The sequence below is a fragment of the Allobosea sp. CS1GBMeth4 genome (genome assembly GCF_900185715.1).
Taxonomy (GTDB): Bacteria; Pseudomonadota; Alphaproteobacteria; order Rhizobiales; family Beijerinckiaceae; genus Allobosea.
On the sequence record NZ_FYAS01000054.1, the window covers coordinates 59,927 to 78,951 of the forward strand.

The 19,025-nt window shown below is 68.3% G+C and carries 14 protein-coding genes; 7 read left to right on the top strand and 7 right to left on the bottom strand.

The features are described 5' to 3' along the window. The first annotated feature begins 144 nt into the window (after positions 1 to 144). The 7 genes from guaB to hspQ all read left to right on the top strand — a co-directional run bounded on the left by guaB (position 145) and on the right by hspQ (position 9,609). Positions 145 to 1,638: an IMP dehydrogenase gene (gene guaB, locus CS1GBM4_RS23495; protein ID WP_186421190.1), complete on the top strand. Its 1,494-nt coding sequence runs from the start codon at positions 145 to 147 to the stop codon at positions 1,636 to 1,638. Between the two features lie 79 nt (positions 1,639 to 1,717). Continuing rightward, positions 1,718 to 2,128, top strand: a complete 411-nt coding sequence (locus CS1GBM4_RS23500) for an MAPEG family protein (RefSeq protein ID WP_186421191.1) — start codon at positions 1,718 to 1,720, stop codon at positions 2,126 to 2,128. A gap of 213 nt (positions 2,129 to 2,341) precedes the next feature. Then, the gene (locus CS1GBM4_RS23505; protein WP_186421192.1) at positions 2,342 to 3,607 is read left to right on the top strand and encodes an efflux RND transporter periplasmic adaptor subunit; all 1,266 of its coding nucleotides are present in this window, start codon (positions 2,342 to 2,344) and stop codon (positions 3,605 to 3,607) included. Beyond that, entirely contained in the window at positions 3,607 to 6,753 is a 3,147-nt protein-coding gene (locus CS1GBM4_RS23510) for an efflux RND transporter permease subunit (RefSeq protein WP_186421193.1), read from the top strand. The genes CS1GBM4_RS23505 and CS1GBM4_RS23510 overlap by 1 nt, the downstream gene beginning before the upstream one ends. 133 nt (positions 6,754 to 6,886) lie before the next feature. Further along, positions 6,887 to 7,987, top strand: coding sequence for a DUF2865 domain-containing protein (locus CS1GBM4_RS23515; RefSeq protein WP_186421194.1), 1,101 nt, complete (start codon positions 6,887 to 6,889; stop codon positions 7,985 to 7,987). A gap of 125 nt (positions 7,988 to 8,112) precedes the next feature. Then, positions 8,113 to 9,162, top strand: a complete 1,050-nt coding sequence (locus CS1GBM4_RS23520; RefSeq protein ID WP_186421195.1) for a CoA ester lyase — start codon at positions 8,113 to 8,115, stop codon at positions 9,160 to 9,162. A gap of 117 nt (positions 9,163 to 9,279) precedes the next feature. Then, complete coding sequence (gene hspQ, locus CS1GBM4_RS23525; protein ID WP_186421196.1) at positions 9,280 to 9,609, top strand: heat shock protein HspQ; 330 nt, start codon at positions 9,280 to 9,282, stop codon at positions 9,607 to 9,609. A gap of 38 nt (positions 9,610 to 9,647) precedes the next feature. Here hspQ and hflX read toward each other — a convergent pair whose 3' ends face one another. From hflX to dusB, 7 genes are all read right to left on the bottom strand, one after another. Then, a complete protein-coding gene (gene hflX / locus CS1GBM4_RS23530; protein ID WP_186421230.1) occupies positions 9,648 to 10,997 on the bottom strand; it encodes a GTPase HflX in 1,350 nt (449 codons plus the stop codon). Positions 10,998 to 11,054: 57 nt separating this feature from the next. Next, positions 11,055 to 11,303: an RNA chaperone Hfq gene (hfq, locus tag CS1GBM4_RS23535; RefSeq protein ID WP_057192822.1), complete on the bottom strand. Its 249-nt coding sequence runs from the start codon at positions 11,301 to 11,303 to the stop codon at positions 11,055 to 11,057. A 197-nt stretch (positions 11,304 to 11,500) separates the two neighbouring features. Continuing rightward, the gene (locus CS1GBM4_RS23540; protein WP_186421197.1) at positions 11,501 to 12,868 is read right to left on the bottom strand and encodes a sigma-54 dependent transcriptional regulator; all 1,368 of its coding nucleotides are present in this window, start codon (positions 12,866 to 12,868) and stop codon (positions 11,501 to 11,503) included. After that, the gene (locus CS1GBM4_RS23545) at positions 12,865 to 15,141 is read right to left on the bottom strand and encodes a PAS domain-containing sensor histidine kinase (protein WP_244607376.1); all 2,277 of its coding nucleotides are present in this window, start codon (positions 15,139 to 15,141) and stop codon (positions 12,865 to 12,867) included. Before CS1GBM4_RS23545 ends, CS1GBM4_RS23540 begins: the two co-directional genes overlap by 4 nt. 169 nt (positions 15,142 to 15,310) lie before the next feature. After that, positions 15,311 to 16,762: a nitrogen regulation protein NR(I) gene (gene ntrC, locus CS1GBM4_RS23550; RefSeq protein WP_186421198.1), complete on the bottom strand. Its 1,452-nt coding sequence runs from the start codon at positions 16,760 to 16,762 to the stop codon at positions 15,311 to 15,313. Between the two features lie 21 nt (positions 16,763 to 16,783). Beyond that, positions 16,784 to 17,836, bottom strand: a complete 1,053-nt coding sequence (locus CS1GBM4_RS23555) for an ATP-binding protein (protein ID WP_244607380.1) — start codon at positions 17,834 to 17,836, stop codon at positions 16,784 to 16,786. A 107-nt stretch (positions 17,837 to 17,943) separates the two neighbouring features. Beyond that, positions 17,944 to 18,966 (bottom strand): tRNA dihydrouridine synthase DusB, encoded by a 1,023-nt coding sequence (dusB, locus tag CS1GBM4_RS23560; protein ID WP_186421199.1) that lies wholly within the window; start codon positions 18,964 to 18,966, stop codon positions 17,944 to 17,946. Positions 18,967 to 19,025: the final 59 nt, after the last annotated feature.

A 19,025-nucleotide genomic window follows, 5' to 3' on the forward strand; every position in this document is an offset into this window, starting at 1 on the left:
GCGCGCCGCGGCCGCGGAGGCATTTTTTCGCATTGCCCCTAGCGGGCACGTCACACGCGTGATAACGGGCCTCGTCAACTCGGCTTAGGGCCCCTCCTGCCCGGCCCCTTTCAGAGCCGGCACGGCCGGCCCCCGGAGTTGACGATGGCGACGATCACAGACGGTCTCATTCGCGACGGTTTCACCTTCGACGACGTGCTGCTGGAGCCGGGCCCGTCGGAGGTGATGCCGGGCGATGTCGACATCTCGACCAAGCTCACCAAGACCATCTCGCTCAACCTGCCGATCATCGCCTCGGCGATGGATACGGTCACGGAGGCGAAGATGGCGATCGCGATGGCGCAGGCCGGCGGCCTCGGCGTCGTCCATCGCAATCTCGACCCAGAGCAGCAGGCCGCCCAGGTCCGCCTCGTCAAGAAGTTCGAATCGGGGATGATCGCCAACCCGATCACCATCCATCCGGACGAGACGCTCGCCGATGCGCTGGCGCTGATGAAGAACAACGGCATCTCCGGCATCCCGGTGGTCGAGCGCGGCCCGCAGGGGCACAAGGGGCGGCTCGTCGGCATCCTGACCAATCGCGACGTGCGCTTCGCCGCCAATCCCGACCAGCCCGTCGCCGAGCTGATGACGAAGGACCGGCTGATCACCGTGCGCGAGGGCGTCAGCCCCGACGAGGCCCGCCGCCTGCTGCACCAGTTCCGCATCGAGAAGCTGCTGGTCGTCGACGACCATTTCCGCTGCATCGGCCTGATCACCGTCAAGGACATGGAGAAGCAGGTCACGCATCCGAACGCGGCCAAGGACGGCCAGGGACGGCTGCTCGTCGCGGCGGCGACCACCACCGGCGATCTCGGCTTCGAGCGCTCGGAGATGCTGATCGATGCCGGCGTCGACATCATCGTCGTCGACACCGCCCATGGCCATTCCGCCAAGGTGCTCGAGGCGGTGACGCGGGTGAAGAAGCTCTCCAACGCCGTGCAGGTCGTGGCCGGCAACGTCGCCACCGCCGGCGGCGCGCAGGCCCTGATCGACGCCGGCGCGGACGCGATCAAGGTCGGCATCGGCCCGGGCTCGATCTGCACCACCCGCATCGTCGCAGGCGTCGGCGTGCCGCAGCTCACCGCGGTGATGGACGCGGCCTCGGCGGCGCAGAAGGCGGGCATCCCGATCATCGCCGATGGCGGCATCAAATATTCGGGCGACCTCGCCAAGGCGCTCGCCGCCGGAGCCGCCTGCGCCATGGTCGGCTCGCTGCTCGCCGGGACCGACGAGACGCCGGGCGAAACCTTCCTCTACCAGGGGCGCTCCTACAAGGCCTATCGCGGCATGGGCTCGGTCGGCGCAATGGCGCGCGGCTCGGCCGACCGCTATTTCCAGCAGGACATCAAGGACGCGCTGAAGCTGGTTCCGGAGGGCATCGAGGGCCAGGTCGCCTATAAGGGGCCGGTCTCGAGCGTGCTGCACCAGCTCGCCGGCGGCCTGCGCGCGGCGATGGGCTATGTCGGCGGCCGCAATCTCGAGGATTACCGGAACAAGGCGCGCTTCATCCGCATCACCAGCGCCGGCCTGCGCGAGAGCCATGTCCACGACGTGACGATCGTGCGGGAGAGCCCGAACTATCCGACGCGGTCCTGACGAGGGATCGCCTGCCGGCTATCTTCTGTTCATCCCGCATCGGGTTTCCCGGGCCCCGATGCTTCGAGACGAGGCCGACATGACGCTCAAGCTGATCTATCCGGCGCTGGCCCAGATCCTGTGGAGCTTCGTCGTCCTCGTCATCGTGTTCCTGCGGCGCCGAAAGGCGTTCGCCGACCGCGAGGTCGGGCTCGCCGACGTCGCGGTCTCGCCGGAACGTTACCCGGAGCCGGCGCGGCTCGCCGCGGCGAACTTCAGTAATCAGTTCGAGACGCCGGTGTTGTTCTTCGCGCTCACGCTGATCGCGATCCATGTCGGCGCCACCGGCTACGTCATGGCGGCGCTGGCCTGGGGTTATGTCGCGAGCCGCATCGTCCATACACTGATCCATACCGGCAGCAATCGGCTGCAGCAGCGGGCGCTCGTCTTCACGATCGGCGTCGTGTGCTTGTTCTTCATGTGGATCGGCATCGTGATCGCTGTCGTCTGAGCAGTTCTTCTTCGTGCACGCAAGACGTGTGGCGGCGCATCCGATCCGCCATTTTCCATCCCTGTCACGTCGTGGCTACAGCGGGCGATAAACCGTATCGGACACTTGTCAGCAAAACACGCGGTCTTCATGCTAAATACTTGCGGTGAAGACGATTAGGAGACCGGCCGTCCGGATGCGCTGGACATGGCCTCTCCGGGTGCAAGGCTTTCGATGGCTGTGCTGACTTTCGGGCGTGTGGCTCTGGTCTCGGCCGCAGGCGTTCTCGCCGCGGGCGCGTTTCTTCATTACACCGGGCGCCAGATTCCCTGGCCGCTCGACCAGGTTCCTTTCGGCAAGGTGATCCCGGGACCGGCCAAGCCGGCCGCGACCGCTGCGGCACCTGCTCCCAGCGGCGGCCGCTCCGGCCAGGCCAACCGGCCGCCGGTGACCATCGTGAGCGCCAGGGCCGAGCGCCGGCCGATGCCCGTCAGGATCGACGCCATCGGAACGGTGCAGGCGATCTCGACGGTGAACATCCGCTCCCGGGTCGACAGCCAGATCATGGCGGTCGAGTTTCGCGACGGCGCCACGGTGAACAAGGGCGACGTGCTGTTCCGGCTGGATTCGCGCCAGCTCGAGGCGCAATTGCGCCAGGCCGAGGCCAATGTCGCCCGCGACAAGGCGTCGCTGATCGCGGCGGAAGCCGATCTGCGCCGTGCCGAAGAGCTTTCGCGCCGCGAGATCGCCACCGACCAGCGCCTGGACACGGCCCGGACGGCGGTGAGCACCCTGCGCGCCGCGATCCGCGGCGGCGAGGCCGCCGTCGACAGCCTGCGGGTCCAGCTCAGCTACTACACCATCACCGCCCCCGTTTCCGGGCGCGTCGGGGTCGCCGGGCTGAAGGAAGGCAATATCGCCAAGAGCGGCGACAGTTCGGCCACGCTGGCGACGATCAACCAGATCGACCCGATCTATGTCAGCTTCGCCGTGGCGCAGCGCTACCTGCCCGAGATCCGCGAGGCGATGCAGGCGAAGACGGCGGCCGTGCTGGCGACCCAGCATGGCGTCGGCAAGAGCGTCGAGGGCACGATCGCGGTGATCGACAACGCGGTCGATGCGACGACCGGCACGATCCAGATGCGCGCGAGCTTCGACAATCCGGCGGAGACGCTCTGGCCGGGAGCCCTCTGCCAGGTCCGGCTGACGCTGAGGATCGAGCCCGACGCCGTCACCGTGCCGCGCGAAGCCGTCCAGACCGGGCAGAACGGCGCCTACGTCTTCGTCATCGAGGGCGGCGTCGCCCGTGCCCGGCCGGTCGTGGTTTCACGCAATGTCGACGATCGCGCCGTCGTCGCGTCGGGGCTGAGCGGCGGCGAGACGGTGGTGATCGACGGGCAACTGCTCCTCACCGAAGGCGCGCGCACCATCGAACGGGGCCGGGGCGGACAGAGCCCGCCGCCGGCGAACCTGACCTCCCAGCGCGGGAGCGCCGGCTGATGAACCTGCCCGAGCTCTGCATCCGTCGCCCGGTCATGACGACCCTGCTGATGGCGACGTTCCTGATCTTCGGGCTGTTCGCCTTCAAGCAGCTGCCGGTCGCGGCGCTGCCCCGGGTCGATTTCCCGACCATCAATGTCAGCGCCCGCCTGCCCGGCGCCAGCCCGGAGACGATGGCCTCCTCGGTCGCCGCGCCGCTCGAGCGCGAATTCGCCTCGATCTCGGGCATCACCTCGATGTCCTCGGTCTCGCAGCAGGGCTCGACCTCGATCACGCTGCAGTTCGACCTCAACCGCAATATCGACGGCGCCGCGCTCGACGTGCAGGCCGCGCTGAGCGCGACCGTGCGCCGCCTGCCGCCGGAGCTCCCTGCCCCGCCGAGCTTCCGTAAGGTCAACCCGGCCGACCAGCCGGTGCTGTTCATGGTGCTGACCTCGGCGACCAAGCCGCTCTACGAGGTCCATGAATTCGGCGAGAACATCCTGCAGCAGCAGATCTCGCAGCTGCCGGGCGTCGCCCAGGTCAACATCTTCGGCGCGCAGAAATACGCCGTGCGGGTGCGGGTGAATCCGGACGCCGTCTCGGCGCGCGGCCTCGCCCTGAGCGATGTCCGCAGCGCCATCGCCGCCGCCAACTCGAACTCCCCGGTCGGCACGCTGAACGGCGCCAACCAGCGCCTGACGCTCGGCGCCACCGGCCAGATGGAACGCGCCGGCGAATACGGCAACCTGATCATCTCACAGAAGGGCGGCGTGCCGATCCGTCTCAACGACGTCGCGCAGATCTTCGACTCGGTCGAGAACGACCAGACTGGCAGCTGGTACAACGGCCAGCGCTCGATCATGCTGGCGGTCTACCGCCAGTCGGACGCCAACACGGTCCAGGTCGTCGACAGCATCAAGAGCCGGCTCGAGGCCTACCGGGCGCAACTGCCGGCCGCGATCGAGCTGCATGTCCTCAACGACCGTTCGATCCCGATCCGTGAGGCGGTCGAGGATGTCGAGGTCTCGCTGATGATCGCGATCGCCCTCGTCATCATGGTGATCTTCCTGTTCCTGAAGAGCCTGGCCGCGACGCTGATCCCGACGCTGGCGCTGCCGATCTCGCTGGTCGGCACCTTCGCGATCATGTACGCGCTGGGCTATTCGCTCGACAACATCTCGCTGCTGGCGCTGACGCTGGCCGTCGGCTTCGTCGTCGACGACGCCATCGTCATGCTGGAGAACATCATCCGGCATATCGAGATGGGCAAGAAGCCGTTCCAGGCGGCGCTCGACGGCTCGCGCGAGATCGGCTTCACCATCCTGTCGATCACCATCTCGCTGGTCGCGGTCTTCATCCCGGTCTTCTTCATGGGCGGCGTGGTCGGCAAGGTCTTCGTCGAGTTCGCCGGCACGATCGCGGCGGCGATCATCGTCTCCGGCTTCGTCTCGCTGACGCTGACGCCGATGCTCTGCGCCCGCTTCCTCAAGGCGCACGACCACCACAAGCAGCCGACCATCGTCGAACGCGTGTTCGAAGCGGGCTTTCAGGGCATGCTGAGCGCCTATCGCTGGACGCTCGACGGCGTGCTGAAGGCGCGGATCCTGATGCTGCTGCTGACCCTCGGCACCGTCTATGTCTCGGTCCAGCTCTATATCGACGTGCCCAAGGGCTTCTTCCCGACCGAGGATACCGGCTTGCTGCGCGGCGCCACCGAAGGTCCGCCGGATACGTCCTTCGAGGCCATGGCGGCACGCCAGATCCGCGTCGCCGAGATCGTGCGGGCCGATCCGGCCGTCGACTACCTCACCTCCAATATCGGCGGCTTCAACGCCACCAATAACGGCTTCATGTTCATCGCGCTGAAGCCGAAGGAGCAGCGCGACAAGGCCGATGTGGTGATCGGCCGCCTGCGCCGTGCCGTCTCGGAAGTGCCGGGCATCACCGCGGTGTTCCAGCAGGTCCAGAACATCAACCTCAATGCCGGACGTTCCTCGCGGGCGCAGTATCTCTACTCGCTGCAGGGACCGGATCTCGGTGCGCTGTTCAACTATGCGCCGCTGATGCAGCAGCGCCTGTCGCAGCTGCCGCAGCTGCGCGACGCCAATATCGACCTGCAGCTGCGCAATCCGCAGCTCTCGATCGATATCGACCGCGAGCGCGCCGCCAGCCTCGGCATCTCGAGCGACCAGATCCGCCAGGCGCTCGGCAACGCCTTCGGCTCGCGCCAGATCGCGACGATCTTCACCCCGGCGACCGACTATCAGGTGATCATGGAGGCGGAACGCGCCTACCAGCAGGATCCGGCGGTGCTGTCGCGGCTGATGCTGAAGGCCGGCAACGGCCAGAACGTGCCGCTGGAGACGGTCGCGACGATCAAGCCGAGCGTCGGGCCGCTCGCGGTCAACCGGATCTCGCAGCAGCCCGCGGTGACGATCTCGTTCAACACCGCGCCCGGCGTCTCGCTCGGCGACGCCGTCAACGCGATCCGCGCCGCCGAGCGCGAGGTGAATCTTCCAGCTTCGATCGTGACCAGCTTTGCGGGCTCGGCCCAGCTCTTCCAGGATGCGCTGAAAGGCCAGGGGCTGCTGATCTTCGCGGCGATCCTGGTGATCTACATCATCCTCGGCATCCTCTACGAAAGCTTCATCCACCCGATCACCATCCTGTCCGGCCTGCCGTCGGCCGGCCTGGGCGCCCTGCTCGCGCTGCAATACTTCCGCATGGACCTGTCGGTGATCGCGATCATCGGCATCCTGATGCTGGTCGGCATCGTCAAGAAGAACGCGATCATGATGGTCGATTTCGCGATCGAGCGCCGCAAGATGGGCGATGACGCGCTGACCGCGATCCGGGAGGCGGCGCTGGTCCGCTTCCGGCCGATCATGATGACGAGCTTCGCCGCGATCTTCGGCGTGCTGCCGATCGCGCTCGGCGCCGGCGCCGGCGCCGAATTGCGCCAGCCGCTCGGCATCGCCGTGGTCGGCGGGCTCGTCGTCTCGCAATTGCTGACGCTCTACATCACGCCCGTCGTCTATTTCTATCTCGACAAGGTCGACAGCTTCATCTCCGGCCGCGGCCGTGGCGAGCGGGACGACACCGCCGTGGTCTCCGGCGCGGTGCCGGTCGCGGTCGTGCCGGCGGTGCATCGCCGGCCGGACTGAGCCGCCGATCGCGGCATTAAGGATGACGCAGGCTTTGCGGTGACGGTCGCCCCGCGGTCGTTGAGTCTTAACGAAAAGTAAACTAAGCCGATCCTGCGGCGGACAATGAACCAGCGAGCGATGGAGTGTCGCGGTGCTTCGTGTCCGTAATGTCGACTGCCTGCGTTCCGATCCCGTCCCGCCGACCGGTTCCAGCTCCTCGACGAAGGTGAATCCCGATTCGCGCGGCCGCAATGGTGGCCTGCGCCTCGCCGCCATGGCCGGTCTCGGCCTGGCGCTCGGCGCGGCGAGCACGATTGCGACGATTTCGCTGGTCCAGGCCGAGGACGATGCCGGCATCCGCGCCTTCCATCGCGAGGAGGCGGCGCGCCAGGCGCAGCGCGCGCCGGTACGGGCCGTCCAGGCTTCGGCTTCCCCGACCGCCTATGCCCCGGCCCACCGGGGCTGGGCGCTGCCGTTCTTCCAGGCGCGACCGGATGGGCGCCTCGCCCAGCCGCCGGTCGAGCTCAACCCGTTCCGGCAGCGCGCGGCGTCGCCGAAACAGGCGCAGCACCGGCCGAAGCTGCCGGCGCTCCGCCATGATACGGTGTCGGGGGCGGCCGAGACGGCGCGGACGATCTGCGTCCGTCTCTGCGACGGGTTCCATGCTCCGCTCGGCCATCTGCGCAGCCAGGGCGACCTGCGAGCACATGAGGCGCTCTGCCAGGCCGCCAATCCGGGCGTTCCGGTCAAGGTCTTCAAGGTCGCGGCGGGGGCTGCGACGATCGACGAGGCGGTCGCCCCCGACGGCAGGACCTATCGCTCGCTGCCGATGGCCTATGCCTATGAGCGCGGGGCCGATCCGGCCTGCCGGCCGGCGATCGTCGCCGCAGGCGAGCGCCGCGTCTCGCTGCTGCGCGATTTCACCCTGCGCCCGGGCGACAGCGTCGTGCTCGACGGCCGGGTGCGGACCTTCACCGGCGGCAAATGGCCCTATACCGCCGCCGATTTCCGCGACTTCCGCGGCTCGCCGGAGCTCACCGCCGGCAATCGCCGGCAGATCGACGAGAAAGTCGGCATCTCGCACGCCGAAGCGCAACTGCGCAGCCTGCGCCGGCAGATGCGGGTGCGCGAGGCGGCGCTGCACGAGGACAATCACGCCAGTGACGCGCTCGGCCTGCGCGGCGGCTTCGATGTCCAGGCGCCCGCCCAGCCGGCGCGCGTGGTGCTTCAGACGCCGTTCCTGCGGAACTGAGGCCCGATAGGGTAATCATCCTAGGCTATTGGTCCTAGGACAATGAACCCAGGGATCGCCGAAAGACCGGTGGACGCCCGCCCGCGCTTCCGGCACATTCGCTGCATTGCAGCATGGAGCCGAGCATGACGACCAAGACGCCGCGCCAGTTCTTCCGACCGCTGGCGATCGGCGCGCCCGAGCCCTATCGCGACCTGCCGCTGCGGCTGGAGCGGATGATCCATTTCGTGCCGCCGCATCTGGAGAAGGTGCGCGCCAAGGTGCCGGAGCTCGCCTCGCAGGTCGACATCGTGCTGGGCAATCTCGAGGACGCGATCCCCGTCGAGGCCAAGCAGGCGGCGCGCGACGGCTTCATCGAGCTGGCCAAGGCGACAGATTTCGGCACGACCGGCCTGTGGACGCGCGTCAATGCGCTGAACTCACCCTGGTTCCTCGACGATATCGCCGCGATCATGGGCGAGATCGGCGGCAAGCTCGACGTCGTGATGGTGCCCAAGGTCGAGGGGCCCTGGGACATCCACTATGTCGACCAGCTGCTGGCGCAGTACGAGGCCCGGCACGCCCTGCCGAAGCCGGTGCTGATCCACGCCATCCTCGAGACGGCCGAGGGCGTGAAGAATGTCGACGCCATCGCGACCGCTTCCCCGCGCATGCACGGCATGAGCCTGGGGCCGGCCGATCTCGCGGCCTCGCGCGCGATGAAGACGACGCGGGTCGGCGGCGGGCACCCCGAATACAAGGTGATCGCCGATCCCACGCCGGACGGCGGCGCGCGCGCCGTCGCCCAGCAGGATCTGTGGCACTATACGCTGGCGAAGATGGTCGACGCCTGCGCCTCGGCCGGGCTGAAGCCGTTCTACGGGCCCTTCGGCGATTTTTCCGACGGCGCCGCCTGCGAAGCCCAGTTCCGCAACGCCTTCCTGCTCGGCTGCGCCGGGGCCTGGACGCTGCATCCCTCGCAGATCGAGATCGCCAAGCGCGTCTTCAGCCCCGATCCCGACGAGGTCGCCTTCGCCGTCCGCATCCTGGCGGCGATGCCGGACGGGTCGGGCGCGGTGATGATCGACGGCAAGATGCAGGACGACGCGACCTGGAAGCAGGCCAAGGTCATCGTCGACCTGGCGCGGCAGGTGGCGGCGCGCGATCCGGCCCTGGCGGCACGCTACGGGTTCTGAGCGGGGACGTCCGCGATACCGCGCGAGGTTGACGCATTTGCGACGTAATCATAGGCCAAGCGCTGGACGTGGCGACGTGCCGGCGGTGACGGGCCGGTTTGAGGTTGAACGAGGGACATGGAAGCACGCACGGCGAAATTCCGCATCGGCGAAGTGGTACGCCATCGCGTCTACCCGTTCCGGGGCGTGGTTTTCGACGTCGATCCGGTGTTCTCGAATTCGGAAGAATGGTGGCTGGCGATCCCCGAGCATCTGCGCCCGTCCAAGGACCAGCCCTTCTATCACCTGTTCGCCGAGAACGAGGAGACCGAGTACGTCGCCTATGTCTCCGAACAAAATCTCGTGATCGACGAGTCCGGCCAGCCGATCCGGCATCCGCAGGCGCGCGAGTTTTTCCGGCGCGACCGCAGGGGCAAGTACCGGCTCGACAAGGCCGAGCTGAACTAGCGCCTTTCCGTCCGATCGGAACCGATCCCGGGCGCGCGTCAGCTTGCGCGCTCGGCCCGCGGGAAGCGCGCCGAGAAGGCCCCTTCCCGCTCGGGGGGCAGGCGCACCAGCAGATCGAGCGCACCGTCCTCCGCATCCTCGCGCTGGAGGATCTCACCATTGCTGTGCAGCCAGGCCAGCGACTTGCCGTCTCCCGGCGCCAGGGTGAGCCGGTAGACCGGCCGGCTGCGCGCGATGCGCTGCTCGATCGCGCCGGTGAGCTGGTCGATGCCCTCGCCGGTCAGGGCCGAGACCAGGACCGGGCGCGAGGCGCCGGGCCTGAGCGTCGTCAGCGCGGCCTGCCGCTCGCGCTCGGCACCCGAGAGCAGATCGGCCTTGTTCCAGACTTCGACGACGCGGTCGCCATCCTCGGGGTCGATGCCGAGATCGCGCAGGATGCCCTGGACGTCGGCGGCCTGGGCCTGCGTGTCCTCATGCGAGACGTCGCGGACATGCAGCAGGAGGTCGGCTTCGATCGCATCCTCCAGCGTGGCGCGGAAGGCGGCGACGAGCTGCGTCGGCAGGTCGGAGATGAAGCCGACCGTATCGGACAGCATGATCCGGGCGCCGTGCGGCAGCTTCAGCGCCCGTGCCGTGGGATCGAGCGTCGCGAACAGCATGTCCTGCGCCAGCACCTCGGCCGAGGTCAGCCGGTTGAACAGCGTCGACTTGCCAGCATTGGTGTAGCCGACCAGTGCGACCACCGGATAAGGCACGCGCTTGCGGCTGGCGCGATGCAGCGAGCGCGTGCGCTTCACGCTCTCGAGCTCGCGCTCGATCTTGCTCATCCGCTCCTGGATGATGCGCCGGTCTGCCTCGATCTGGGTCTCGCCGGGGCCGCCGAGGAAGCCGAAGCCGCCGCGCTGGCGCTCGAGATGGGTCCAGGAGCGTACGAGCCGGCTCTTCTGGTAATTGAGATGGGCGAGCTCGACCTGCAGCGCACCTTCGCGCGTGCGCGCCCGGCGGCCGAAGATCTCGAGGATCAGGCCGGTCCTGTCGATGACCTTGCAGCCGAACGCCTTCTCGAGATTGCGCTGCTGCACCGGAGACAGCGCGCAATCCATCACGACGAGGCCGATCTCCTCGATCCTGACGCGCTCGGCGAGCTCCTCGACCTTGCCCTTGCCGAGATAGGTCGCAGGGCGCAGCGCGGTCAGCACGACGGGGATCGCCTCGACGATCTGGAGATCGATGGCGCTCGCCAGCCCGAACGCCTCGTCGAGCCGCGCCGCGTGGCTGCGCTGGTTCTCGTCCGCGGCCGCGGCCCGGCCAGCGGCGTGGCGGGCCAGATAGGGGCCGACGACGAAGGCCCGGGTATCGGCCGCGAGGGCGTGCTCGGCCGCGTCGATCGTGAGTCCGACCGCGCCTGCGCCGCCCGGCGTGGACGGGGCCTTGCCCGCCACGGCTCAGGCCTTGTCCGTGTCCTCGGGCTCGAACAGCTGCACCGGGTGCCCGGGCATGATCGTCGAGATCGCGTGCTTGTAGACGAGCTGGGAGTGCCCATCACGGCGCAGCAGCACGCAGAAATTGTCGAACCAGGTGACGACGCCCTGCAGTTTGACGCCGTTCACGAGAAAGATGGTGAGTGGGATCTTCTGTTTGCGGACGTGGTTGAGAAAGGTGTCCTGAAGATTCTGAGCCCGCTCTGCGGCCATGGGTAGCCCCTGTTGTTGGGATCGCAACTCGGCTTGAACATGCGATCCAGATCGTTCCGTTCGGCTTTGGCGCCAATCGCCTCGCATTCGGAACACCGACGCCGCATTAGATCGTGAGCAGGCGACGGCGCGCAAGGGTTGCGAGGCGCGAATTTCGGTCGGTCGCCTTGCACGCGATGCAAGGCGACGGCCGGCATTCAGCCGACGCCCAGCGATTTGAGCTTACGGTGCAGGGCTGAACGCTCCATGCCGATGAACTCGGCCGTCCGCGAGATGTTTCCCGAGAAGCGGGCGATCTGCGCCATCAGGTATTCCCGCTCGAAGATCTCGCGAGCATCGCGCAGCGGCAGGCTCATCAGCTTCTCGCCGCCGGAGCCCGAGGGCGTGGTCGGCACCATGGCGCCGACCTCGGCCGGCAGCATGTCGACCGTGATCTCCGCCCCGGGATCGCCCTTGGTCAGGATCATCAGCCGCTCGACATTGTTGCGCAGCTCGCGGACATTGCCCGGCCATTCATGCGACTGCAGGATCGCCATCGCGTCGCTGCCGATCCTGCGCCTGGGCAGGCCGGTCGCGACCGAGATCTGGTCCATGAAGAAGTCGATCAGCTCGGGCACGTCCTCGCGCCGCTCCGACAGGGGCGGCACGCGGATCGGCACGACGCCGAGCCGGTGGTAGAGATCCTCGCGCAACTGTCCCTCGGCGATCAGCCTGGCGAGGTCGCGGCTGCTGGACGAGATGATGCGGACGTCGACATGGACCCGGGTCGCTCCGCCGACGCGCTGGAAATTCTGGTCGACCAGGACACGCAGGATGCGGTTCTGGGTCTCGCGCGGCATGTCGCCGATCTCGTCGATGTAGAGCGTGCCGCCATGGGCCTCCTCGAGGGCGCCGACGCGGCGCGAGCGCCCCTCGCCGCCCTCGACGCCGAACAGCTCCTCCTCCATCGTCTCGGGCGTGATCGTCGCGGCGTTGATCACGACGAAGGGGCCGGCCGAGCGGGTCGAGGCCTCGTGCAGCGTGCGCGCGGTCAGCTCCTTGCCGCAGCCCGGCTCGCCGGTGATCAGCACGCGGGCATTGGTCGGCGCGACGCGCTCCAGCGTCTGGCGGAGCTGGTTGACCGCGGTCGAGCGGCCGACGATGCGGCTGGCCTGGACCGAGCGGGTCTTGAGCTCGCGCACCTCGCGCCGCAGCCGCGAGGCTTCCAGCGCACGCTCGGCGACCAGGACGAGCCGGTCGGCCTTGAACGGCTTCTCGATGAAATCATAGGCGCCGCGCTTGATCGCCGAGACGGCGGTCTCGATGTTGCCGTGCCCGGAGATCATCACCACCGCGAGGTCGGGATGGCTCTCCTTGATCAGCTCGAGCACCTGCAGCCCGTCGAGCCGGCTGCCCTGCAGCCAGATGTCGAGGAAGACGAGATTGGGCCGCCGGGCCGCGATCGCGGTCAGCGCCTCGTCGGCGGAACCCGCCTTGCGCGTCCTATAGCCTTCGTCCTCCAGGAGGCCGGCCACCAGCTCGCGAATATCGGCCTCGTCGTCGACGACGAGAATATCAGCACTCATGCCTTCGTCCCGTTCACCTGCGGTGCGGCGGTATCCGCCGTGCTATTGCCTGTCTCTGGTCCTTCTTCGCCGGCCGGCGGCGGCCCTGTCTCGACGAACCAGAGCCGGATCCGCGCGCCGCGGGCTCCGTCCGGACGGTCGAGCAGCTCGATGCCGCCGCCATGGTCCTCGAGGATCTTGCCGACGATGGCGAGGCCGAGGCCCGTGCCGCCGTCGCGCGTGGTCATGTAGGGCTCGAGCAGCTTCTGGCGCTGGTCGGCCGGCAGACCCTTGCCGTTGTCGACGATGTCGATGACGATGCGGCCGTCCAGGAGCCGCTCGAAGCCGATCTCGATGCGGCCCTTGCCGCGCTCCTCGGCCGGCACGGCCTCGACCGCCTCGGTCGCGTTCTTGATGACGTTGGTCAGGGCCTGCGAGATCAGGCGCCGGTCGAACCGGGCCAGCACCGGCGTGTCCGGCAGGTTGTCGGAAATGGCGATCTCGGGATTGCCGACCCGCATCAGGAAGGCGACCTGCCGGATCGTCTCGACGATGTCGTCGCGGGCCGGCGAGGGCTTCGGCATCCGGGCGAAGGAGGAGAACTCGTCGACCATGCGGCGGATGTCCTCGACCTGCCGCACGATGGTGGCGGTGCACTGGTCGAAGATCTCCTTGTCGTCGACGATGATGCGGCCGAACTTGCGGCGGATGCGCTCGGCCGAAAGCTGGATCGGCGTCAGCGGGTTCTTGATCTCGTGGGCGATGCGGCGCGCGACATCGGCCCAGGCGGCGGTGCGCTGGGCCGAGACGAGATCGGTGATGTCGTCGAGCGTCACCACCAGCCCGGCACCCGCCCCTTCGCCTTCGCGCGTCGCCCGGATATTGACCATGCGCTCGCGGCCGCCGCGCGTGATCGCGACCTGGCCGGAACTCAGGCGCTGCCGGCTGGCGAGGGCTTCCGAGACGAAGCCGGCGATCTCCGGCGCGACCCGCGTGACCGGCTCGCCGAGCAGACGGCCGCCGGCGCCGAGCAGGGTCTCGGCCGAGCGGTTGCTGATGGTGATGTGCCCGTCCTCGTCGATGCCGAGCACGCCGGAGGAGACGCCCGATAGGACGGTCTCGGTGAAGCGCCTGCGCCGGTCGATGACCTCGCTCGCGGTCACCAGCCCGTCGCGCTGGCGGCGCAGCTCGGCGGTCATCTTGTTGAAGGTCTCGCCGAGATGGGCGAGGTCGCCTTCGGCCCGTCTGATCGGCACCTGGACGTAGAAATTGCCGCTGGAGACCTGGTCGGTGGCATGGATCATCCGGCGGATCGGCGCGACGAGGCCGTTGGCGAAGTTGAGTCCCAGCCAGATCGCCGAGAGCAGCAGGATCACCGAGATCAGCGCGTACATCGAGGCGAAGGCGATCTGGACGCCCTTCCGCCGCGCATCGATGCCGAGATATTCGACCGCGGCCCCGCGGGCGACCGCGGGAAATTCGACGGCGAGCGGATCGACCTCGCGTGCGACGTAGAGAAATGTGCCGTCATAGCTCGGCAGCTTCATCAGCGCGCCGAAGACACGCCCCGTCGACGGCAGGACGCAGATCGGCTCGGGCGAGCTCTGCGCGTCGTCGAAGGCTTCGGCGTTCGGCTTGCTGGCGTCGCGCAGCACGTCGATATTGGCGCGGACGAGGATGGTGTCCGGCGGCTTCATGATCCAGACCACCGGCAGGCCTAGCGCCGTGGCGCGGGCCGTCAGGAAGTTCTCGAACCAGCGCCGGTCGGCGTCATAGGCCGAGCGTGCCCGCCCGAGATCGTCGGCGAGCAGCCGGATCTCGCGGCCGAGCGAGCGGCACTGGCCGGTGGTGTAGGCATCGGCGACCTCGACGGATTTGAAGATCACGTCGCGCATCCGGTCCGAGAACCAGGGCTCGAGCCCGCGCTCGAGCGTCGCCGTCGCGATCACCGCGACGAGCACGGCCGGCAGCGCCGCGACGATGCTGAACAGGCTGACGATGCGGACATGCAGGCCGGCGGCGGCCACGCCCTTGCGCCGGGCGCGAATCAGCACCGCCGCCTCGAAGGCGACGATGATCAGCAGCAGCAGGATCAGCAGGCCGTTGATGACGAAGACGCCGACCACGACCTCGTGGACCGGCGCGACCGGGGTCGCCCCGGAGAGGACGAGGAAGGTCGTCAGCGCCGAAACCAGCGCGAAGCCGACCACGAGGGCCCCGAGCCAGCCCGAGACCCGGCGGGGCGGGTCCTCGGTCCTGGGCGCCACGCGCATGTCGCCGGTCGAGGCAGTCAAGACGATGTCGATGCTCCGTTGTCCGTGGCTCCTCCGGCACGAAGGCGTCACGCGACGCACTGATGCGCCGCCGCAACGGTGTTGTCAAAATATGACAGATGCAAGGCAGCCACAGTCCGGAGCCTTGCTGTCCAGCCTGCGCTGGTTCCGGCAGGCTGCTCCGCCGCGGTCAGCGCGGCGAGCGCACCACCTGCATGTCGAGCTCGCGGATCTTCTTGCGCAGGGTGTTGCGATTGAGTCCCAGCAGCTCCGCAGCACGGATCTGATTGCCTCTGGTGGCGGCCAGCGCCGCGGCGATCAGCGGCGGCTCGACCTCGCGCAGGATGCGGTGATAGAGCCCCGGTGGCGGGATCTGGTCGCCGAAACCGCCGAAATACTGGCTGAGATGGCGCTCGACCGAACCGGACAGGGTTTCCGCCCGCTCCGGGGTGCCGCCGCCTCCGGTCTGCGCCGGGGCGCCGGCGGCGGGCTGCAGCTCCGCCTCGACGATCGGCGCGGTGATCGTCTCCTGCGGATAGAGCGCGGCGAGGCGCCGCACCAGATTCTCCAGCTCGCGCACATTGCCCGGCCAGCGATAGCGCCGCATCACGTCCATCGCCTCGGAATCGATCTGCTTGCGCGGCAGCCCCTCCTTCTCGACCAGGAGGAAGAAATGCCGGACGAGGTCGGGAATGTCCTCGACGCGCTCGCGCAGGGGCGGCAGCCGAATCGGCACGACGTTCAGGCGGAAGAACAGGTCCTCGCGGAAGAGCCCGTGCGCGATCGAGATGCGCAGGTCCTTGTTCGTCGCGGCGACGATGCGGACATTGGTCTTGATCGGGGTTCGGCCGCCGACCGTGGTGTATTCGCCCTGCTGCAGCACGCGCAGCAGCCGCGTCTGCGCCTCCATCGGCATGTCGCCGATCTCGTCGAGGAAGAGCGTGCCGCCCTCGGCCTGCTCGAAGCGGCCGGAGGAGCGGGTCAACGCCCCGGTGAAGGCGCCCTTCTCGTGCCCGAACAATTCGGATTCGATCAGGTCCTTGGGGATCGCCGCCATGTTGATCGCGACGAAGGGGCCGTTACGGCGCTTGCCGTAATCGTGGAGGGCGCGGGCGACGAGCTCCTTGCCGGTGCCGGATTCGCCGTTGATCATGACGGTGAGATCGATCGGCATCAGCCGCGCCAGCGCGCGATAGACGTCCTGCATCGCCGGCGAGCGGCCGACGAGCGGAATGTCGTCGGGCTCGGCGGCATGGTTGCGCGCCGCATCGCCGCGCGGGCGCGACAGGGCCCGGCCGACGATGGCGACGAGCTCCTTCAGATCGAACGGCTTGGGCAGGTACTCGTAGGCGCCGCGCTCGGACGCCTTGATCGCCGTCATGAAGGTGTTCTGCGCGCTCATCACGATGATCGGCAGTTCGGGGCGGACCCGCTTGATCCGCGGCAGGAGATCGAAGGCGTTGCCGTCCGGCATCACGACGTCGGTGATGATCAGGTCGCCGAGGCCCTGCGCGGCCCAGGTCCAGAGCGTCGCCGCCTGACCGGTGGTGCGCACTTCGTAGCCAGCGCGGGCGAGTGCCTGATTGAGGACGGTGCGGATCGCCGCATCGTCGTCGGCGATGAGAATGTTACCCGTCGGCATGCGGTTTTCCGTGTCCTGCTCTCACCCTGCCTGAAGCGGCTTCGCTTCGTGCAGGGGCAATCGAATTCGGAATGTCGTGCGCCGCGGCGCGGACTCGCATTCGACAATTCCGCCGTGATCGCCGATCACCTTGGCGACAAGTGCAAGTCCAAGGCCACTCCCCTGCGCCTTGGTGGTGACGAAGGGATCGAAGAGGTGCGCATGCAGGTCCGGCGGCACGCCCGGGCCATTGTCGCGAACGCCGATTTCGAGCGGCAAAGCGAGCCGGGTTCCCGAACCCGGCGCCTGCATGCGGATGCCGGGACGATAGGCGGTGCTGAGGGTGATCTCGCCGTCGATGGCGTCGTTGCCGATCGCCTCGGCCGCGTTCTTGACCAGGTTGAGCAGCACCTGGACCAGCTGGTCGCGATTGCCGGCGACGGGCGGCAGCGAGGGATCGTAGATTTCGCTGAAGCGGATGTGCCGGGCGAAGCCGGACTGGGCCAGGCGTTTCACATGATCGAGCACGTCGTGAACATTGACCGGGCCGCGCTCGGCGGGCCGGTCGTCGCCGAACAGCTCGACGCGCTCGACCAGCTTGACGATCCGGTCCGCCTCCTCGCAGATCAGCTGCGTCAGCAGCCGATCGTCGTCCTGGACCGAAGATTCGAGCAGTTGCGCCGCGCCGCGGATGCCGGAGAGCGGATTCTTGATCTCGTGCGCCAGCATCGCGCCCAGAGCGGTGATGGAGCGGGCCGCGCCGCGATGCGTCAATTGCCTGTCCATTTTTTCGGCAATTGTCCGTTCCTGCAGCAAAAGCACCACCGCGTCCGGCTGGCTGGGCAGCAGAGAGGCAAAGACGTCGACCACCCGGTCGAGGCCGAGCCGCGGCGAGCCGAGCTCGAGCCGGTACTCGCTGACGCTCGCGCCGCGCCGCTGCACCTCGTCGACCAGCGCCAGAACCGGGGAGCCGAAGGCGATCAGGTCGTCGAGGCGCTGGCGCTTCAGCACGAGCGCGCTGGCCTGGAAGAAGTCCTCGGCGGCGGTGTTGGCGTAGAGGATGCCATGCCCCTCCCCGATCACCAGGACGGGCATCGGCAGGACATTGAGGGCCTGGATTTCGAGAACGTCGTACAAGGCCTCGTGCTGCCCCTCCGCTCCGTTGTCGAACATCGCCATTGTCATGGGCGGAACTTTCCTGGTCAGGCGGCGGCGCCGAGATGGTCGGTGGCGAACAGCCGCCCGAGGGCGGCGATGGCGCGGTTGGGTTCGTCGGTGGTCAGCAGGTCGCGGCGGGCCTGCTCGTCGGGCTCGAGCCCGCAGGCGAGCGCTTCGTCGGCATAGGCGGCCAGATGCTTGCGGGCATGGCGGACGCCCGTCTCGCGCCCCATCAGCGACAGCAGGCCCTCATAATGCTCGCGAGCGACATCGTGCTTGACGGCGAGCGGAATCTCCGCCGGCCTGCCGCCGGCGAGCGCGGCGCCGATCGCGCCGGGCAGCCATGGCCGGCCGAGCGCGGCCCGCCCGATCATGACGTAGTCTGCTCCCGACTGCTCGAGGCAGCTCGCGGCCTGCGCCGGCGTCGCGATGTCGCCGTTGGCAATCAGCGGGAAGGCGCCTTCCGCCCGGACCGGACGGATCGCGGCCCAGTCGGCCCGGCCCTTGTAGAATTGCTGGCGCGTGCGGCCATGGACCGTGATCGCCGCCGCCCCGGCGGCGACGGCCCGCCGCGCCAGCTCCGGCGCGTTGCGGCTGGAATCGTCCCAGCCGAGCCGCATCTTGACGGTGACCGGAACCGACACCGCCGCCACGACCGCCTCGATCAGCCCGATGGCATGGTCGAGGTCGCGCATCAGCGCCGAGCCGGCCCAGCCGCCGACGACACGCTTGGCCGGGCAGCCCATATTGATGTCGACGATGTCGGCGCCCGATGCCTCGGCCACGCGCGCGGCCTCGCCGAGCCAGCGCGCCTCGCAGCCGGCGAGTTGCACCACATGCGGTGTGACGCCGGCTCCCTCGGCGCGCAGCCGCGCCTCCTCGCTGCCGCGGACGAGCTCGTCGGACGCCACCATCTCGGACACGACCAGGCCCGCGCCGAAACGCGCCGCGATCCGGCGCATGGCCAGATCGGTCACACCCGACATCGGCGCGAGGAAGGCGCGCGATGCCGGCTGCAGCCCTCCGATCAGCTTGCGAAGGTCGCCTGAATTTAAGGCAAATTCCATAGTGCTGATTTATTGGACAAATGGTGCGCCGCGCAAGAAGAATCCATGGTGTGCTGCAT

What these genes read in the sequence shown, in the direction of transcription:
- guaB (WP_186421190.1), top strand. Translation starts at nt 145, where the DNA reads ATGGCGACGATCACAGACGGTCTCATTCGCGACGGTTTCACCTTCGAC.
- CS1GBM4_RS23500 (WP_186421191.1), top strand. Translation starts at nt 1,718, where the DNA reads ATGACGCTCAAGCTGATCTATCCGGCGCTGGCCCAGATCCTGTGGAGC.
- CS1GBM4_RS23505 (WP_186421192.1), top strand. Translation starts at nt 2,342, where the DNA reads ATGGCTGTGCTGACTTTCGGGCGTGTGGCTCTGGTCTCGGCCGCAGGC.
- CS1GBM4_RS23510 (WP_186421193.1), top strand. Translation starts at nt 3,607, where the DNA reads ATGAACCTGCCCGAGCTCTGCATCCGTCGCCCGGTCATGACGACCCTG.
- CS1GBM4_RS23520 (WP_186421195.1), top strand. Translation starts at nt 8,113, where the DNA reads ATGACGACCAAGACGCCGCGCCAGTTCTTCCGACCGCTGGCGATCGGC.
- hspQ (WP_186421196.1), top strand. Translation starts at nt 9,280, where the DNA reads ATGGAAGCACGCACGGCGAAATTCCGCATCGGCGAAGTGGTACGCCAT.
- hfq (WP_057192822.1), bottom strand. Translation starts at nt 11,303, where the DNA reads ATGGCCGCAGAGCGGGCTCAGAATCTTCAGGACACCTTTCTCAACCAC.
- CS1GBM4_RS23540 (WP_186421197.1), bottom strand. Translation starts at nt 12,868, where the DNA reads ATGAGTGCTGATATTCTCGTCGTCGACGACGAGGCCGATATTCGCGAG.
- ntrC (WP_186421198.1), bottom strand. Translation starts at nt 16,762, where the DNA reads ATGCCGACGGGTAACATTCTCATCGCCGACGACGATGCGGCGATCCGC.
- CS1GBM4_RS23555 (WP_244607380.1), bottom strand. Translation starts at nt 17,836, where the DNA reads ATGCCCGTCCTGGTGATCGGGGAGGGGCATGGCATCCTCTACGCCAAC.
- dusB (WP_186421199.1), bottom strand. Translation starts at nt 18,966, where the DNA reads ATGGAATTTGCCTTAAATTCAGGCGACCTTCGCAAGCTGATCGGAGGG.